The sequence below is a fragment of the Endozoicomonas sp. ALC020 genome (assembly GCF_049275935.1).
Taxonomy (GTDB): domain Bacteria; phylum Pseudomonadota; class Gammaproteobacteria; order Pseudomonadales; family Endozoicomonadaceae; genus Endozoicomonas_A.
The window spans coordinates 5,369,246-5,387,927 of sequence record NZ_CP184830.1; the positions used below are offsets into that span (position 1 = coordinate 5,369,246).

Sequence of the window (18,682 nt, forward strand, 5' to 3'; positions counted from 1 at the left end):
CATGCAACAGGTTTGTGTCCTGGGTTCAACCGGGTCTATCGGAAAAAGCACTTTGGACGTCATTGCTCGAAACAATGATCGTTACAGAGTCAGGTCGCTGGTCGCATGTCGAAGTCATGATGCGATGTTGGAGCAGGTGAGGGCGTTTAAGCCGGACTTCGCTGTCATGTCAGATCCTGCTGTTGCCGATCAGTTGCGAGCATCGGTAAAAGCTGAAGGGATTAAAACAGAGGTTCTTGGTGGTAGTCGGTCAGTCGCTCTGATGGCTGCTGATTCAGACATCGATATCGTCATGGCTGCTATTGTCGGAGCCGCAGGTCTGCTGCCTACTCTGGCCGCTGTCAAGGCAGGTAAGAAAGTCTTGCTGGCAAACAAAGAGGCGCTGGTTATGACCGGGGCGCTCTTTATGGATTCGGTAAAAGAGTCTGGTGCCCAGCTGTTGCCAATTGATAGTGAGCACAATGCTATCTTTCAGTGTCTTCCCCATGGTTATAGTGAAGGTCTTCAGGGGGTTGGGGTTCGCAGAATTCTATTAACCGCTTCGGGTGGGCCTTTCAGGGATGCACCGGTAGACACTCTACCTGCTGTTACACCAGCCCAGGCATGTGCTCATCCGAACTGGAGCATGGGGCGAAAGATTTCAGTAGACTCGGCCACCATGATGAACAAGGGGCTTGAGTTTATTGAAGCTTGCTGGCTCTTTGGTGCTCGTCCCTCCCAGGTCGAGGTGCTGATTCATCCGCAGAGTATCATTCATTCTCTGGTGGATTATGAGGATGGCTCAGTTCTGGCACAAATGGGCAATCCGGATATGCGCACACCGATTGCTCATGCAATGGCCTGGCCTGAGCGCGTGCAATCCGGTGTGGAGCCACTTTCTCTGGCCGATATTGGCAGACTGGATTTTCAGAAGCCCTGTATGCAACGTTTCAGATGTTTGCAGCTGGCTCAGGATGCTGCAACTACCGGTGGGACTGCAGCCGCTATGTTAAATGCAGCCAATGAGACGGCTGTGGAAGCCTTCCTGGGTGATCATCTACGTTTTGATCGTATCCCGGAAGTCATTGATGCCACGCTTCAGGCGCTTCAGGTGTTCAGTGCAGGTGATATTGAGCAGGTGCTGGATGCTGACCGAAAGGCCAGGTTGCAGGCCAGAACCCAGATTGAACAGTGGCACAAGACAGCTTGATGCTGTCATGGCTTAAATACATATATTTACTGTCATTCTGGCGATATTCTATTTACAGTCGTACATTGAAACATAAAACTCTGTCAACCACTGCTGTCTGCGAGTTCAAGGTCAAAGCAGGCAGGCAGGCGTACCGGAGGTTGGGTAGCGCGAAATGATATTTGGAACTTTGCAAACGTTTTTGGCTTTTGTCATAACGTTAGGAATTCTTGTCAGTATCCATGAGTTTGGCCACTTCTGGGTGGCCCGTCGTTGTGGTGTCAAGGTTCTTCGCTTTTCCGTAGGTTTTGGTAAGCCGCTCTGGAAGCGAACTGATCGTCAGGGGACTGAATACGTAATTGCAGCCATCCCCCTTGGCGGTTATGTCAAGATGCTGGATGAGCGGGAGGGGCCTGTACCTGAATCGGAAAGAGCCTTCGCTTTTAACAACAAGCCTGTCCTGTCCCGGATAGCGATTGTGGCTGCGGGTCCGATCGCTAATTTCCTGCTGGCAATAGCGGCACTGTGGTTAATGTATGTTTTGGGTGTAAAGACTGTGCTGCCGCAGGTTGAAAAAGTATTGCCTGATTCTCCTGCTGCAATAGCCGGTATTCAGCCCGGTGATGAGATTTTAAGAATTGACTCAACAGATACACCCGGATGGCAACAGGTGAGTATGGAGCTTTTGTCGTTTATTGGCGACAATCGCTCTGTTGAAATCGTGGTCAGGCCCGGAATCCCTGGTCAAAAGCCTGAAGGCACTGAAGTCATCAGGCAGGTGCCCCTGCATAACTGGCTGGTAGGTCAGGAGGATCTGAATCCCGTCAGGGCACTGGGGATTGTACCTTACTCACCACAACTACCTGCTGTTATCGGTCAGGTTGTTCCGGGCGGTGCTGCTGAGCAGGCAGGCCTCCAGCCCGGAGATAAAATTCTTAAAACCAATGGTGAGCCTGTACAGGATTGGCTGGCATGGGTTAACCTGATTCGTAGTCACTCTGGTAAAACACTGCAGTTAGACGTTGAGCGTAACGGCAGTCTCCAAAGTCTTACCATTACGCCTGGTGAGAAAGAGGTGGAAGGTCAATCTGTGGGTTATATTGGTGCTGGTGTTCAGTCGGTCTCCTGGCCTGACGATATGGTCAGGACCTTGCAGTTTAACCCGCTCTCCGCAGTGCCCAAAGCTATTCAGGCAACGTCAGCTTTGACAGGAATGACGCTTGAGTCGCTGTGGAAGATGGTTGTCGGGCTGGTTTCGGTAAAAAACTTGAGCGGCCCTATTACCATTGCTAAAGTGGCTGGCGCGTCCCTGCAATCAGGACTGGAGAATTTTCTCTATTTCTTGTCCATGTTGAGTGTCAGCCTTGGGGTTTTGAATTTACTGCCCATTCCTGTACTGGATGGAGGACACCTGTTGTTTTATCTGGTGGAGTGGGTCAGAGGGAAACCTCTGTCTGAAAAGGCTCAGATGGTTGGGTTGAAAATTGGGGTGACTCTGGTGGTCAGTGTAATGATGCTGGCTCTTTATAATGACATAAGCCGGCTTTTCTGATGCGACTACCCAGAGTGAAAAATGAACACGGACTAAGAACGGATTCCATGAAGCGATCACTGTTGTCTCTGCTGATTGGCTCGATGGCCTATGCGTCAGGCGCTAATGCTTTTGTAGTGTCTGATATCCGGATTGATGGCCTTCAGAGGGTTTCAGCCGGTACAGTATTTAATGCATTGCCCATAGAGGTTGGGGATGATATTGAATCTGTGCAGATTTCCAGTGCAGCTAAATCTCTGTTCCGCACGGGGTATTTCAAAGATATTCAAATGGCCAGAGACGGTGATATTCTGGTCATTTCGGTTATTGAGCGACCTTCAATCAGTGAAATTGTAATTAAGGGTAACAAAGCCATCAAAACGGATGATCTCAAGCAGGGGCTGAGTAAGTCAGGTCTGGCTGAAGGTGAGATTTTTCAGCAGGCTACCCTGGAGGCTATTCGACTTGAACTGGAGCGTCAATATGTTGCTCAGGGTCGTTATGGAGCCAGTATTACCGCTGATGTTGAAGCTCAGCCCCGTAACCGGGTCAAGCTGACTATCAATGTCAAAGAAGGCAAGGTAGCGACCATCCGACATATCAATGTCGTTGGTAATACGGTTTTCCCTCAGGAAGATGTACTGGGTTTGTTTGAACTCAAAGAGTCGCACTGGCTCTCGTTCTTTGGCTCCAGTGATAAGTATTCTCGGGAAAAACTCTCGGGTGATCTGGAGCGTCTGCGCTCTTACTATCTGGATCGAGGCTACATCAACTTTAATATTCGCTCCACTCAGGTTTCGATTAGTCCTGACAAACAGAGTGTTTTTATCACTGTTAATATTGATGAAGGTGATAAATACTCAATCAGTGATGTCAAGCTGGCGGGCGACTTGATTATCTCTGAAGAAGAGGCCAAAAGCTTGTTGCTGGCCAGACCGGAACAAGTGTTTTCCCGTCGGGTGATTACGACGACAGAAGAAATTCTGAGCAGGCGCCTGGGTAATGAAGGTTATACCTTTGCCAATGTGACAGGTATACCGACTCCGGATCACGAAAAGAAAACCGTTTCCCTGACATTTTTTGTTGATCCTGGTAAACGTGCTTATGTTCGCAGGATCAACTTCACCGGGAATACCAAAACCGAAGATGAAGTTCTGCGTCGTGAGATGCGCCAGATGGAGGGTGCTTCTGCGAACACTCAGAAGATTGAGCAATCCAAGGTGCGTCTGGAACGTCTGGGTTTCTTTAAGTCAGTCAATGTTGAAACACCACCGGTTCCCGGAACCAGTGACCTGATTGACGTGAACTACACCGTTGAAGAGCAGCCTTCGGGCAGTATATCAGCCAGTGTGGGTTTCTCTCAGTCTGACGGCCTGCTTTTGGGCGGCTCTATCAGTCAGAACAATTTCCTGGGGACCGGTAACAAGGTGTCTGTAGGTCTGAACAAAAGTGATGTCAGTCAGCTCTATAACTTCAGCTTTACTGATCCGTATTTCACCGTTGATGGTGTCAGCCGTGGTTTCAACTTGTATCACCGTTCTTATGATTACAGTGATACTGATATCTCGAACTATGCTGCAGATACAACCGGTGCCAATGTTAACTTTGGTTACCCGATTTCGGAAACTCAGACAATCAGTATGGGATTGGGTATTGACGATACCAGTATTACAACGGGTTCAGAAACGCCGGATTATATTCTCAATTATCTGAAGGAGAATGGTGATAGTTTCACAAACGTCAAGACAACGCTGAGTTGGTCCGAAAATGAATTGAATCGGGGCTTGCTGCCGACACGGGGTTACTCTCAAAGTGCATCGGCGCAGGTGACTATTCCGGGGTCGGATGTCAGCTTTTACAAGCTGGTTTATCGTGGCCAGTACTTCTATCCGTTTACCGACTCGCTGACAGGGCGCGTCTCTACCAGAATCGGTTATATCGGTGCCTATGGTGATACCACCGACATACCTTTCTTCGAGCATTTCTATGCGGGTGGCTTTGGCTCTGTTCGTGGCTATAAAGATAACTCCCTGGGTCCTAAGGCCAAAGAGCGGACAGACAATGATTACAACGCCATTGGTGGTGATTTTGTCTTCGAGGGTACCGCTGAAGTGCTCTTCCCTCTGCCTTTTGTGAAAGATCAGCGTTCGCTCAGAACCAGTCTGTTCTTTGATTACGGTAATGTCTTTGATACCAATTGTCCCAGCGGTGATATCAAGGATTGCTCGAAGCCTGATTTTGGTTCGCTTCGTTACAGTGTGGGCGTGGGCCTGACCTGGATTACTCCACTCGGACCGCTGACCTTTAGTCTGGCCAAAGCACTTAATCCCGAGGGAGAGGACGAGACTCAGGTGTTTGCGTTCTCCCTGGGTACGCCTTTCTAAAACCTCTCGTGATTTTATTGAGGGCTGCTTCTGGCATTAGCAGCTCTCAATAAGATTTTCAGAAGCCAATACAATCATACAGGTTGAGCGAGTGTTTCCTCAGCAGTTTTCGGCTCTGATTTCCACCTGATTATTCCTGCGATTCGATAATACCGAAGGATGGTTTTATATATGATGAATGCCCACTTTTTTTGCCAGGAGAAAGAATCAGTTTTTACTGATTCTATACAAGCAGAGCAGTATAAATAGATGCGATATAATACCATTTCATTATAATTAGTGCGTTCTCGCATGTGGCTTTAGGAAAGCTTTGAAGCTGTTTCAGAATTTATCAGGTGATTGTTTCAGGCTTTAGAGAGTTTCTGGTATACAAAGGTATACTCTGTTTTGGACTTTGCGTTTTTATTCAGGAGAAAGAACTTGAAATCGATCAAATTGGCGTTTGTTGCTCTGCTGCTGTTATCTCCATTGGCTCAGGCACAAAAAATCGCTGTTGTGGATTCTGAGATGGCTGTTCTGGAGTCAGACGCTGCCAAAAAATATGCCAAAGAAGCTGAAAAGATGTTTGCTCCTAAAATCAAACAGCTCAAAGCACTGCAGGAAGAAATCAGAGTAATGGAGCAAAAGCTGCAGAAAGATGGTCCTACTTTAACCGAGGGTCAGCGTGAGAATCGTCAGGTCCAGATCAAGCGTAAGTTTGAAGATCTGCAACTGCAAGATCGACAGCTGCGAAGCGAAAAAGCCCGTTCTGACCAGACCGAACTGGGTAAGCTGAGACCGAAGCTTGATAAAGCGATTGAGGAAGTGTCTAAAGAGCAGGACTATGATCTGGTTCTGGAGCGTGGTGCTACGCGTTTCGTTAAGCCTGGTTTTGATATCACCCGTAAGGTGATTGAGCGCATGAATAAGTTGAAGTAATTCATGAAACAGTCTTTTTCCTTTACCTTGTCTGAGCTGGCTGACAGAGTGGCTGCTGAACTCAAGGGTGATGGTGAGGAGTGTATCTCTGGCCTGAATACCCTTCAGGATGCTGTTGCTGGTGAGCTGGCCTTTTTAGCGAATCCCGCCTACGCTCGCTACCTGGAGACTACAGGGGCCAGTGCCGTTATTCTGGCACCCGCTCAGGCTGAAGCCTGGGCCGGGAATGCATTGATTCTGGATAATCCTTATCTGGGGTATGCTTCTCTTTCTCATCTGTTTGATACTGATAAGGGGTTGCCTGAAGGTATCCATTCCTCCGCAGTTATTGCTTCAGACGCCGCGATTCATCCAACGGCCGCAATAGGCCCAAAAGTAGTGATTGAGTCCGGAGTTCAGATCTCTGAGGGTGTTCGAATTGATGCCGGTGCTGTGATTGGTCATGACACTGTGATCGGTAAGAACAGTCATATTTGTCGAAATGTTTCAGTCTGTCACGGTGTCTTTATTGGTGAGCGCAGTATTATTCATGCTAATGCTGTTATCGGGGCCGATGGCTTTGGCAACGCCCGATTGGACGGGCAGTGGCATAAAATAGCCCAGATCGGTGGAGTAGTTATCGGTAACAATGTAGAGATTGGTTCCTGCACCTGTATCGATCGAGGCGCATTGGGGGACACGGTGATACACGACGGAGTCAGAATCGACAATCTTGTGCAGATCGCTCATAACGTGATAATAGGAAAGCACACTGCTATTGCTGCCAATGTCGGTATTTCCGGTAGTACCAGGGTTGGTGAATATTGCACCATTGCTGGTGCTTCGGGTCTTGCGGGTCATATCACCATTGCTGATCATGTTCATCTCTCTGGAATGGCAATGGTCACCAAATCCATATCCCGTTCTGGTGCCTATGCATCCGGGACAGGCATCATGGATGCGGGGGAGTGGAGAAAGAACGCGGTCCGCTTCAGGAGACTTGATGATATGGCCAAACGACTTAAACGGTGCGAGCGCCGACTCGAAGAATGAAACCCGTTTGATGTGCCGCACGTTCGGTATCTATCAGCAAGAGGCTGGTTTATCAGTCTCTTGCTGTATTTCCTGATCATCCTGTCATGCCCAGTGATCAGGTTTTGCTGAGGGCTTAATTTCTGGCCATGAAAAGAAATGTCTGGAAGTTCTCCTGTCAGGGGGAGGTTGATGGTAAGATAGCCCGCTGTGCTGAAATAACCTGTGCAAGAAAGGAACTATAGTCTTGATTGATTCCCGTTCCAGCCAAGAATCAAATGCTGTTCTGGATGAATTGATCCATCCGACAGCCATTATTGATCCGCGTGCTGCTTTGGCACCGGACGTAAAGGTCGGACCCTATGCCATTGTTGGTGCAAACGTTGAAATTGACTCTGGAACAGAAATTCATGCCCATGCTGTTGTCAAGGGGCACACCAAAATAGGCAGAAATAACCGCATTTTCCAGTTCGCCAGTGTTGGTGAAGATTGTCAGGACCTGAAGTACGCAGGCGAAACGACCTGGCTTGAAATGGGTGACAATAATGTGATCCGTGAGGGTTGTACTATTCATCGGGGGACTTCCCAGGATAATTCGATTACCCGCATTGGCAGCAATAACCTGTTGATGGCCTACGTTCATGTGGCCCATGACTGCATCGTTGGTAATAACATTATCCTGGCCAATAACGCTACGCTGGCCGGTCATGTCAGGATTGGTGATGGGGTCATCCTGGGAGGGTTCACCACCGTGCATCAGTTTTGTGTTATTGGTGATTTCAGTATGAGTGCTGCTCATACAGCTCTCTTCAAGGATGTTCCTGCATTCGTGATGGTCAGTGGTAACCCGGCCAAGGCTCACGGCATGAATTTTGAGGGGATGAGGCGTCGTGGTTACAGTTCGGAACTGATCCGTGAATTGCGTCAATGTTACAAGTTGATCTACCGGCAGGGTCTGCGGACTAATGAGGCACTGGACAGGCTTGAATCCATGAAAAAACAGCCCCAAATCCAGTTGCTTATTGACTCTTTGAAAGCGTCAACCCGAGGTATCACGCGCTGATTTTCGAAGTCAGTCTTTCCCTGCCAGCCACATATTTTTCACGGTAAATAGGAATGTCCAGAACACTGTCATTTGCTCTGGTGGCCGGGGAGGCCTCGGGTGATCTGCTGGGAGCAGCGCTGATCAGAAAGATCAAATGCCATCACCCCGATGCCCGATGCTATGGGATTGGTGGTCCAATGATGATCGCTGAAGGGTTTGAGAGTCTTTTCCCCATGGAGAGGCTTTCAGTAATGGGGCTTGTTGAGGTGCTGGGGCGGCTGAGAGAGCTATTAGGGATTCGCAAGCAGCTGAAAGAAACTTTCATGGCAGAAAAACCAGACGTTTTTATCGGGATTGATGCGCCTGACTTTAACCTGGCTTTGGAAAAGTACCTTAAATCCAATGAGATACCTACCGTTCATTATGTAAGTCCTCAGGTTTGGGCATGGCGAGAAGGCCGATTGAAGAAAATTCGGTGTGCCGTTGATCATATGCTCGCGCTTCTCCCGTTTGAGGCAGATTACTATCAGGGGCATGGGGTTCCGGTCACTTTTGTTGGTCATCCGCTGGCCGATCAAGTGGCCTGGGAGCCGGACGCGGTTGCAGCTCGGCGCTCACTGGGAATGGATGAAGAAGGGCTTGTGGTCGCCTTATTGCCGGGCAGTCGAAAAGCTGAAGTATCCCGTTTGGGGGAGCTTTTTTTAAACACTGCGCGCCTGCTAAAGAAAGACCATCCCGATATTCGGTTCGTCATTCCCTGTGCCAATGAAAAGAGAAAGTTGCAGTTGCTACCCATGCTGGAAGATTTTCCAGATCTGAATGTCACGGTTGCCGTCGGTAAAACTTCTGAGATGATGGCGGCAGCCAATGCGATTTTGATCGCTTCAGGAACGGCTACTCTGGAGGCAGCTTTACATAAGAGGCCCATGGTGATCAGCTATCGAATGGCGTCACTGAGTTTTGCGATTCTCAGCCGTTTGGTAAAAGTTGAACATGTTGGCCTGCCGAATTTGTTGGCGAGCGAGCCCTGTGTACCTGAGCTGCTGCAAGACGATGCGACCTCTGAAAAGCTTCATGAAGCCATGGCCAGGGCATTAGACGATCAGGAGTGGCGAAGTCATCTGGTTCAGGAATTTACAGCGATTCATAAAACCCTCAAACGTGATGCCAGTGCTCTGGCCTATGATGCGGTGATGTCGGTAGTAGGAAAATACGATGCAACAAAATGAGCTGGGTTTTTTTGCTGTCCCCGAGACCGTTACACAGGTTTGTGGTGTCGACGAGGTGGGTCGGGGCCCACTCTGCGGTCCGGTGGTGACCGCCGCTGTCATTCTGGACCCTGATAATCCCATAGCCGGGCTTAATGATTCCAAGAAACTGTCTGAAAAGAAACGTGATGCGCTCTTTGAAGAAATCAAAGAGAAAGCACTGGCCTGGTCCATCGGCAGGGCTGAAGTTCATGAGATCGATGAACTGAATATTCTTCATGCCACTATGCTGGCCATGCAGAGAGCGGTTGCAGGCCTTTCAGTGAAGCCGGAACTGGCCCTGATCGATGGTAATCGTTGTCCTGATCTGCCCTGTCCTGCTGAGGCTGTGGTGAAAGGTGATGGTTCTGTTCCGGAGATTGGGGCAGCTTCTATTCTGGCAAAAGTAACACGTGATCGTGAAATGGTTGAGTTGGAAAAGCACTATCCCGGTTACGGGATTGCCGGTCACAAAGGTTATCCAACCAGAGTTCATATGGATGCCCTGAAAAAGCTTGGGGCGACGCCTATCCATCGTCGTTCGTTCAAGCCTGTCCGTGATGCATTGGAGGCATCGGGGTTATAACGAGCTGGCAGTTAACATGGCTCCGTTGTTAGAATTAAAAATCACCATCAATCGGTCTACCTTCTCTCATGCCTGCACGTTTCATACATCTGAGACTTCATACAGAATTTTCCCTGAGCGATGGCCTGGTTCGCATCAAGCCACTGATTAAGGCAGCGGGAGAGCTGGGTTTTCCTGCGGTGGCCGTTACTGATCAGTCGAACCTTTGCTCGCTGGTAAAGTTTTATAACAGTGCCCAGGGGGCGGGTATTAAACCGATCAGTGGCGCTGACTTATGGGTTACGCATTCTGATCCGGCTCTTGAGCCTGTGAGACTTGTATTGCTTTCTATGAATGAGAAGGGCTATAGAAACCTCACAGAGCTGATTTCCCGGTCCTTTCTGGAGAATCAGCAGCATGGCAAAGCCATTGTCAAAAGAGAATGGATTCAGGAAAAATCTGAAGGCCTGATAGCGCTATCAGGTGCCAGAGAAGGGGATGTAGGTCAGGCCATTCTTAATGGCAATGAAGCGCTGGCGGGTGAGCTTTTGACTGAATGGATGGAAGCTTTTCCGGGGCGTTACTATCTTGAGCTGCACAGAACATCCCGAGCGGGTGATGAGGATTGCCTGCATGGCTCCGTCGCGCTGGCTGAAAAATACGATTGCCCGGTAGTGGCCACCAACGATGTCATGTTCATCAATAAAGAAGACTTCGAAGCCCACGAAGCCCGGGTGTGTATCGGTGAAAGTTCAACCCTGGACGACCCGCGCAGGGTCAAAAGATACAGCGAAGAGCAGTATCTGAAAACGGAAGAAGAGATGTGTGAACTCTTCTCCGATATCCCTGAAGCGCTTGAAAATTCAGTGGAAATTGCCCGGCGCTGCTCGGTTTATGTGCATCTGGGCGAGTACTTTCTGCCAGAATTTCCCATCCCTGAGGGGATGACGATGGATGCCTTTTTCAGGAAGTTTTCCCATGATGGTTTGACTGAACGTTTGCAAACTATTCTGGACCCTGCTGATTCTGACTATGTCAGTAAAGAAAAAGTGTATCGGGATCGTCTCGATTTCGAACTGGATATTATTCTCCAGATGGGATTTCCGGGCTATTTCCTGATCGTAATGGATTTTATCCAGTGGTCTAAAAGTAACGGCATACCGGTCGGGCCGGGGCGTGGTTCCGGTGCTGGTTCACTGGTGGCCTACGCGCAAAAAATTACCGACCTTGACCCTATTCAGTATGACCTGCTGTTCGAGCGATTCCTGAATCCGGAGCGGGTGTCCATGCCTGACTTTGATGTCGACTTCTGTATGGATGGCAGAGACAGGGTGATTGACTATGTCGCCAGAACCTATGGTCGTGATGCGGTCTCCCAGATCATTACTTTCGGTACCATGGCTGCTAAGGCGGTGGTCAGGGATGTAGCCAGGGTCCAGGGCAAGTCCTACGGTCTTGCAGACCGGCTCTCGAAAATGATTCCCTTCGAGATCGGTATGACTCTCGGTAAAGCTTACGAGCAGGAAGCTACTATCAGGGATTTTCTTGATATCGATGAAGATGGCAAGGAAATCTGGGATATGGCGCTCAAACTTGAAGGGGTTACCCGCAATGTCGGTAAGCACGCTGGCGGTGTCGTCATAGCACCGACCAAACTGACCGATTTTGCACCGCTTTACTGTGATGAAGCCGGTGGCGGTGTTGTTACCCAGTTTGATAAAAATGATGTTGAGTCTGCCGGTCTGGTGAAGTTTGACTTTCTGGGGCTGAGAACTCTGACCATCATTGACTGGGCGTTGAAAATGATCAACCCCCGCCGCCAGCAACGTGGCGAGGATGAGCTTGACATCATGATGATCGATCTGGAGGACAAGTTCTCCTACGACATGCTCAAGCGGGCTGAGACCACTGCGGTTTTCCAGCTTGAGTCCCGGGGCATGAAGGATCTGATCAAGCGTCTTCAGCCCGATTGTTTTGAGGATATCATCGCTCTCGTGGCCCTTTTTCGCCCGGGGCCTCTGCAATCGGGCATGGTAGATAACTTCATTAATCGTAAGCATGGCCGGGAAGAGTTGTCCTATCCGGATGCTCAATATCAGCACGAGTGGCTTCAGCCGATTCTGCAGCCTACCTATGGCATCATCCTGTATCAGGAGCAGGTCATGCAGATCGCTCAGGTGCTGGCAGGTTATACCCTGGGTGGTGCGGATATGCTTCGTCGAGCCATGGGTAAGAAAAAACCTGAAGAGATGGCCAAGCAGAGAGCAGTCTTTGAAGAAGGGGCTATCAAACAGGGGATTGATGGCGAGCTGGCGATGAAAATCTTCGACCTTGTGGAGAAATTTGCCGGTTACGGCTTTAACAAATCTCACTCGGCTGCCTATGCCCTGGTCTCTTATCAGACGCTTTGGCTGAAAGCCCATTACCCGGCAGAATTTATGGCGGCGGTCATGAGTTCCGATATGCAGAATACCGACAAGGTTGTGACGTTTATTGAAGAGTGTCGGGAAATGGAACTTACGCTGCTGCCACCGGATGTAAACAGTGGTGACTATATGTTTGGCGTGAATGACGACGGGCATATTGTTTATGGTCTGGGTGCCATCAAGGGCGTTGGTGAGGGGCCTATCGAATCCATTGTTGAAGCCAGAAGCTCAGGCGGTCCATTCAAGGACCTCTTTGATTTTTGTGAACGTGTTGATGCCAAGAGTATCAATAAACGGGTTCTGGAGGCTTTGATTCGTTCCGGTGCCCTTGATCTGCTGGGGCCTGCACCGGGTAAAAAGGCCCGATACAATTTTAACCGCGCGGTGTTGGAGTCCAGCCAATCTGAAGCCATGAAAGCGGCAGACCAGGCCGCCAAGAGTTTTGACTCTGGCCATGGTGATCTGTTCGGTGCACTGGTGCCCGCCGGTGAAGAGGATGTCTACGATAAGTACGGCAATGTCGAAGAGTGGGCCGATAAAGTTCGGCTGAGTGGCGAAAAAGACACTCTGGGTCTGTACCTGACCGGTCATCCCATTGATGAATATGAGCAGGAGATCAAACACTTTATTCGCAACCGTATCCGGGACCTTCAGCCAGCCAGAGGCGAAAGTCAAAACATAGCAGGCCTGGTGGTGGCCATGAGGACCATGAATAACAAACGCGGCGACAAAATGTGTTTTGTGACATTGGATGATCGTACTGGCCGAATCGAAGTATCGATCTTTGCCGATGTTTTTGAGCAGTGTCAGGCGCTCATCAAGATGGATACGGTGATTGTCTTTGAAGGGGAGGTCAGCTTTGATGATTACTCTGGTAGCCTCAAGGTCAGAGCCAAGAAAGCTCTCAACCTGATTGATGCCCGAAGTTACTATGCCCGCAGGCTGCTGGTGGATTTAAGCAGTGGGCAGGTGGACAATGCGTTTCATGCCAAAATGTCCGGCTTGCTCGGACAGCATCCGGGTCAGCTCCCGGTGCAGGTCAACTACACCCGTGACGATGCTTCGGCCAGTATCCGGCTGGGCGAAAAATGGAATGTTAGTCCCAGTGATGACCTGGTGATGGGTTTAAGGCAATGGCTGGGCAAAGAGTCCGCCAAAGTAGAGTATCAGTAACAGACGCTTACTCTTATTAACTCGACATATTGATCGCTTTTACGTATTTTTCAGCTGATGCGGAACTCTTGAAGTGGAATCTATGAACCCGAATTATCTGGATTTTGAACAGCCGATTGCTGAGTTGGAAGCCAAGATCGAAGAGCTAAGACTGGTTGGCACCGATGCCGAACTGAACATTACTGATGAAGTCAGCCGCCTGCAAGAAAAGTGCAAGACCCTGACTGAGCAGATTTTTTCTGATCTGTCTGCCTGGCAGGTAGTTCAGCTTTCAAGACATCCGCGTCGTCCTTACACTCTGGATTATATTCAACATCTCTTTACCGAGTTTGATGAGCTGCATGGTGATCGTCACTTTGCAGATGATCCTTCAATTATCGGTGGCATTGCCCGATTCAATGGTCGTCCGGTGATGGTCATGGGTCATCAGAAAGGCCGTGAAATCAAGGACAAAGTGCTTCGTAATTTTGGTATGCCCAAGCCCGAAGGCTACCGGAAGGCCTGTCGGCTCATGGAGATGGCCGAGCGCTTCAAAATGCCCATCATGACTTTTATCGACACGCCGGGTGCTTATCCGGGAATTGGCGCGGAAGAGCGTGGACAGAGTGAGGCCATTGCCTACAATCTGGCCGTTATGTCTCGCCTGAAAGTGCCCATTATCTCTACTGTTATCGGAGAGGGGGGCTCCGGTGGCGCGCTGGCTATTGGTGTCTGTGACCAGCTGCTGATGTTGCAGAACTCCATCTACTCGGTGATCTCTCCGGAGGGCTGTGCATCGATTCTCTGGAAAAAGTCTGAATATGCTTCCACAGCCGCAGAAGCCATGGGTGTAACTGCATCCCGGCTGATGGAGTTGGGGCTCATTGATCGTCTGGTCATGGAGCCTCTGGGTGGTGCTCACAGTCAGCCAGAAGTGATGGCTTCTACACTGGGTGTTGCCCTGGAGGAGGAACTCCGGAAGCTGGAGACAATGGCTGCTGATGAATTGGTAGAAAGTCGTTACCAGCGCATCAGGGATTACGGCGCTGTCTGATGGCGGATCAGCCTTTCGAAAAGAATCGACGATTGAAAAAGTCTTTCATTTCATCCAGTGACGAAAGATTTTTCTCCTTAACAGAGCATCTTTCTGAGCAAATCAGAGGCATTGCAGGGAAGCCAGTTTTAGTGGCGTTTAGCGGTGGATTGGATTCTACCGTTCTTCTTCATTTATCGCTGTCTCTTCGTGAACAGGGGAAGATTAAGTCTCTCTCGGCAGTTCATATTCATCACGGGCTCAGTGAGAACGCCGACTCATGGGCAGAGCATTGCCTGTCCCTTTGTGAACAATGGCAGGTTCCTCTGGAGGTGGTCAAAGTTGCTATTGAGTCATCCTCGGATATTGAACGACAGGGCCGTGAAGCACGCTATGCCGTTTTTGAAGACCGTCTGCCTGATGGTGGTTGTCTGTTGATGGGTCATCATCAGGATGATCAGGCGGAAACAGTGCTTTTTCGATTGCTGCGAGGCAGCGGGTTGGATGGTGTGGCCGGTATGCCCGTTTCAAGAGGGTTAGGTGGTGGAGTCTTGCTAAGACCTCTGCTTAATACTTCCAGGCAAACTATTGAAAACTATGCAGAAAATTATGGTTTGGCTTTTGTCGAAGATGAATCCAATCAAGATCAGAGGTTTCGGCGTAATTTCCTGAGGCAAAATCTGATGCCGCAGATTGAGGCCGTCTGGCCAGGTGTTGCAGCCCGGCTGGCACAGTTTTCCGAGGATGTTTCTGAACTAAATCAGATGCTCCTTGAGCAAACAGAGCACTATGCCCGGCCGATTATTCAAGCACCGCCATCCCGACTTTGGGGTGAACGCAGCGTTTTAGATCTGGAGGCGCTCAAGCTTATTAATGGTCTTGCAGCCCGGAGAGTGGTTCGCTATTGGCTGGCCTCTCATCAGGTCCAAATGCCAGACAGAATCCGACTGAACGCTCTGTTCACAGATTTGATTGAAGCGGCAGAGGATGCTGAGCCTGTTGTCTTAATAGGTGCTTTTCAGTTACGCCGCTTTGCAGGAAAGCTGGTGCTGCTTCGTAAACCTGAGCCTATTGAGAGAGAAGGTTTTGACTGGCAGTGGCGTGCGGAGCAAGTCATCAAGCTGCCTTTTTCGGGGGGGCGTTTAGCGCTGGAAGAGGGAGGGGATGTCCGGCTCCCGGAAACGGCATTGCGTATATTGTTTCGTTCTGAGCTGCCTGCGGGGCTAAAAGTCGCTGTGAAAGGTCGTGACGGCCGTAAGACGATCAAACGTTGGTTGCAGGACTACAAAGTTCCCCCCTGGGTCAGGGAGTCTGTTCCATTTGTTTTTCATGGGGATCAGCTGGTGGCGTTACCAGGGGTTTTTGTCACAGACACGTACGCCTGTGAGCCCGGTGCTGGCAGACGCCTGTCCTGGTGTCCCGATGACTGAGTCTGGGCAGCAGGACTTAAACCAAACTTTCTAGGCATTTTCTCAGTATGTGTTTTACGTTTAGCAGTGATTTTGGTATCCTGATCTCCCATCTTGAGTATTCATTTTTTTCCCGCATTTAAGAGTCAGCAGATAACAATGACGCGTTATATTTTCGTCACGGGTGGTGTTGTTTCCTCATTGGGCAAAGGCATCGCTTCAGCTTCCCTCGCAGCTATCCTTGAGGCACGCGGTCTTAAGGTGACGATGCTCAAACTGGATCCTTATATCAACGTTGATCCTGGCACCATGAGCCCGTTCCAACATGGTGAAGTGTTTGTTACTGAAGATGGTGCGGAGACCGACCTCGACCTGGGCCATTATGAGCGTTTTGTGCGCACCACCATGAAGCAGGGCAACAACTTTACCACGGGTCGAGTCTATCAGGACGTTCTTCGTAAAGAACGTCGTGGTGATTATCTGGGCGGTACGGTTCAGGTTATTCCCCACATTACCGATGAAATCAAACGTCGCGTTGTTCAGGGGGCTGGTGACGCAGATATAGCTATGGTTGAAATTGGTGGAACTGTGGGTGACATTGAGTCTCAGCCATTCCTGGAAGCGATCCGCCAGTTGAAAGTTGAGCTGGGTTCTTCCCGTGCTTTGCTGATGCACCTGACCCTGGTGCCCTTTATCAAGACTGCGGGCGAAACCAAGACCAAGCCTACCCAACACTCTGTTAAAGAGCTACGATCCATTGGTCTTCAGCCAGACATTCTGGTTTGCCGAAGCGAACAGTTTATTGAAGCCTCTGCCCGTCGCAAGATCTCCCTGTTTACTAACGTTGAAGAGCGTGCGGTTATCTCTCTGGAAGATGCAGATACTATCTACCGCATTCCCCAGATGCTCCATGAGCAGGGACTGGACCAGATTGTTGTCGACAAGTTTGGTTTGGATGCTCCGGCTGCAGATTTGTCTGAGTGGGCAGATGTTGTGGATCGTGACACCCACCCGCAAAAGGAAGTGACTATTGCCATGGTGGGCAAATATATGGAGCTTCTAGATGCTTATAAATCCCTGATTGAAGCGGTTCGCCATGCCGGATTGAAAACTCGTACCAAGGTCAATATCCGTTATGTTGATTCCGAACTGCTTGAGCAGGAGGGGCTGAGTCGTCTGGAAGGTGTCAGTGCGATTCTGGTGCCTGGTGGATTTGGACATCGCGGTGTGGAAGGCAAGGTTCAGGCGGTTCGTCATGCTCGTGAGAACAAGATTCCCTATTTGGGTATCTGTCTGGGTATGCAGGTCGCTGTTATTGAATACGCTCGTAACAAGGCAGGTCTGGAAGGAGCCAACAGCTCAGAGTTTGATCAAAACTCCGAGCATCCGGTGATAGGTCTGATTACTGAGTGGTTGGCTTCCGATGGTGCTTTAGAAACTCGCACCGAAGCGTCCGATCTGGGGGGAACTATGAGGTTGGGGGCCCAGAAGTGTAACCTCATCTCTGGTACACAGGCTCACTCTGCTTACGCTAAAGACATTATTATTGAGCGGCACCGTCATCGTTATGAGGTCAATAACAATTACCTCGAAACGCTCCAGGATGCTGGTCTGGTTATTTCCGGGCGCTCTGAAGACAATGCTCTGGTTGAAATGGTAGAAGTCAAGGAGCACCCCTGGTTTGTGGCCTGCCAGTTTCATCCCGAGTTTACTTCTACGCCGAGGGATGGGCATCCGCTCTTCAAGTCATTCATTGAAGCGGCTTTAAACTATCAGGCTAAACAGGATTAAGGGCGCGTATGTCTGAACAGAAAGCAGTCTCTGTAGGCTCTCTTCAGGTAGCTAACGACAAGCCGTTCGTGCTGTTTGGTGGCATGAATGTGCTCGAGTCTCGTGACATGGCTATGAAAATAGCAGAGCACTATGTTGCTGTTACAGAGAAGCTGGGTATTCCTTATATTTTCAAGGCTTCCTTTGACAAGGCGAACCGTTCTTCCATCCACTCTTATCGTGGGCCGGGCATGGAAGAAGGTCTGAAGATCTTTCAGGAGCTGAAGGAGACGTTCGGAATGCCGTTGATCACCGATGTTCATGAAGTTTATCAGTGCCAACCGGTAGCTGAAGTGGTTGATGTTATTCAGTTGCCAGCTTTTCTGGCGCGTCAAACCGATCTCGTGTTTGCCATGGCCAAAACCGGTGCTGTGATCAACATCAAGAAGCCTCAGTTTCTGAGTCCTTCGCAGATGGGTAATATTGTCGACAAGTTTGCTGAGGCGGGCAATGAGCAGGTTATTCTCTGTGAACGTGGATCTTCTTATGGTTACGACAACCTGGTGGTTGATATGCTGGGCTTTCGTACCATGAAAGAGGTGAGTGGCCAGTCTCCCGTTATTTTTGATGCAACACATGCACTACAGTGCAGAGATCCAATGGGAGCGGCTTCCGGCGGTCGTCGTCATCAGGTGACTGAGCTGTCTCTGGCCGGTATGTCGACCCGTTTGGCAGGTCTTTTCCTGGAAGCCCATCCTGATCCGGATGCGGCTCGTTGTGATGGTCCCTCAGCGCTGCGTCTCTCTCAGTTGGAAGGCTTTCTGGTACAGGTGAAGGCTATTGACGATCTTGTTAAGTCAATGCCCGAGCTGGATACCCATTGAGTGTTCCGTTCGATGTAAGAAAACCGCCGAATTCCGGCGGTTTTTTTTGTCAAAAATAATCTCTTTGATGGCGGCAAAGGGTTCTGTCTTTAAGAGGCTGGGGTTCGTTTTTTTATCAAGCTTCATTCGCTCATTGTTA

At 49.7% G+C, this 18,682-nt stretch carries 13 protein-coding genes; all 13 read left to right on the top strand.

The annotated features are described in order from the left end of the window. The first annotated feature begins 1 nt into the window (after position 1). Complete coding sequence (gene ispC / locus ACOJUO_RS19650) at positions 2-1,189, top strand: 1-deoxy-D-xylulose-5-phosphate reductoisomerase (RefSeq protein WP_422137898.1); 1,188 nt, start codon at positions 2-4, stop codon at positions 1,187-1,189. Positions 1,190-1,343: 154 nt separating this feature from the next. Further along, a complete protein-coding gene (gene rseP / locus ACOJUO_RS19655; RefSeq protein WP_422137899.1) occupies positions 1,344-2,720 on the top strand; it encodes a sigma E protease regulator RseP in 1,377 nt (458 codons plus the stop codon). Positions 2,721-2,767: 47 nt separating this feature from the next. After that, a complete protein-coding gene (gene bamA / locus ACOJUO_RS19660) occupies positions 2,768-5,083 on the top strand; it encodes an outer membrane protein assembly factor BamA (RefSeq protein ID WP_422137900.1) in 2,316 nt (771 codons plus the stop codon). A gap of 420 nt (positions 5,084-5,503) precedes the next feature. Further along, positions 5,504-6,001: an OmpH family outer membrane protein gene (locus ACOJUO_RS19665; protein ID WP_422133633.1), complete on the top strand. Its 498-nt coding sequence runs from the start codon at positions 5,504-5,506 to the stop codon at positions 5,999-6,001. Between the two features lie 3 nt (positions 6,002-6,004). Further along, complete coding sequence (gene lpxD, locus ACOJUO_RS19670; protein ID WP_422133634.1) at positions 6,005-7,033, top strand: UDP-3-O-(3-hydroxymyristoyl)glucosamine N-acyltransferase; 1,029 nt, start codon at positions 6,005-6,007, stop codon at positions 7,031-7,033. A gap of 274 nt (positions 7,034-7,307) precedes the next feature. Beyond that, entirely contained in the window at positions 7,308-8,075 is a 768-nt protein-coding gene (lpxA, locus tag ACOJUO_RS19675; RefSeq protein WP_422137103.1) for an acyl-ACP--UDP-N-acetylglucosamine O-acyltransferase, read from the top strand. Positions 8,076-8,128: 53 nt separating this feature from the next. Continuing rightward, a complete protein-coding gene (gene lpxB, locus ACOJUO_RS19680; RefSeq protein ID WP_422137901.1) occupies positions 8,129-9,286 on the top strand; it encodes a lipid-A-disaccharide synthase in 1,158 nt (385 codons plus the stop codon). Beyond that, complete coding sequence (gene rnhB, locus ACOJUO_RS19685) at positions 9,273-9,890, top strand: ribonuclease HII (RefSeq protein ID WP_422137902.1); 618 nt, start codon at positions 9,273-9,275, stop codon at positions 9,888-9,890. Before lpxB ends, rnhB begins: the two co-directional genes overlap by 14 nt. 68 nt (positions 9,891-9,958) lie before the next feature. Further along, positions 9,959-13,468 carry a DNA polymerase III subunit alpha gene (gene dnaE, locus ACOJUO_RS19690; protein ID WP_422137903.1) on the top strand — a complete coding sequence of 1,170 codons (3,510 nt, stop codon included), beginning with the start codon at positions 9,959-9,961 and terminating at the stop codon, positions 13,466-13,468. Between the two features lie 82 nt (positions 13,469-13,550). Continuing rightward, on the top strand, positions 13,551-14,501 hold the full coding sequence (gene accA, locus ACOJUO_RS19695; protein ID WP_422137904.1) for an acetyl-CoA carboxylase carboxyl transferase subunit alpha: 951 nt from the start codon (positions 13,551-13,553) through the stop codon (positions 14,499-14,501). A gap of 32 nt (positions 14,502-14,533) precedes the next feature. Next, the gene (gene tilS / locus ACOJUO_RS19700) at positions 14,534-15,910 is read left to right on the top strand and encodes a tRNA lysidine(34) synthetase TilS (protein WP_422137905.1); all 1,377 of its coding nucleotides are present in this window, start codon (positions 14,534-14,536) and stop codon (positions 15,908-15,910) included. Positions 15,911-16,048: 138 nt separating this feature from the next. Next, complete coding sequence (locus tag ACOJUO_RS19705) at positions 16,049-17,680, top strand: CTP synthase (protein WP_422137906.1); 1,632 nt, start codon at positions 16,049-16,051, stop codon at positions 17,678-17,680. Positions 17,681-17,688: 8 nt separating this feature from the next. After that, positions 17,689-18,543: a 3-deoxy-8-phosphooctulonate synthase gene (kdsA, locus tag ACOJUO_RS19710; RefSeq protein WP_422133641.1), complete on the top strand. Its 855-nt coding sequence runs from the start codon at positions 17,689-17,691 to the stop codon at positions 18,541-18,543. Positions 18,544-18,682 lie beyond the last annotated feature (139 nt).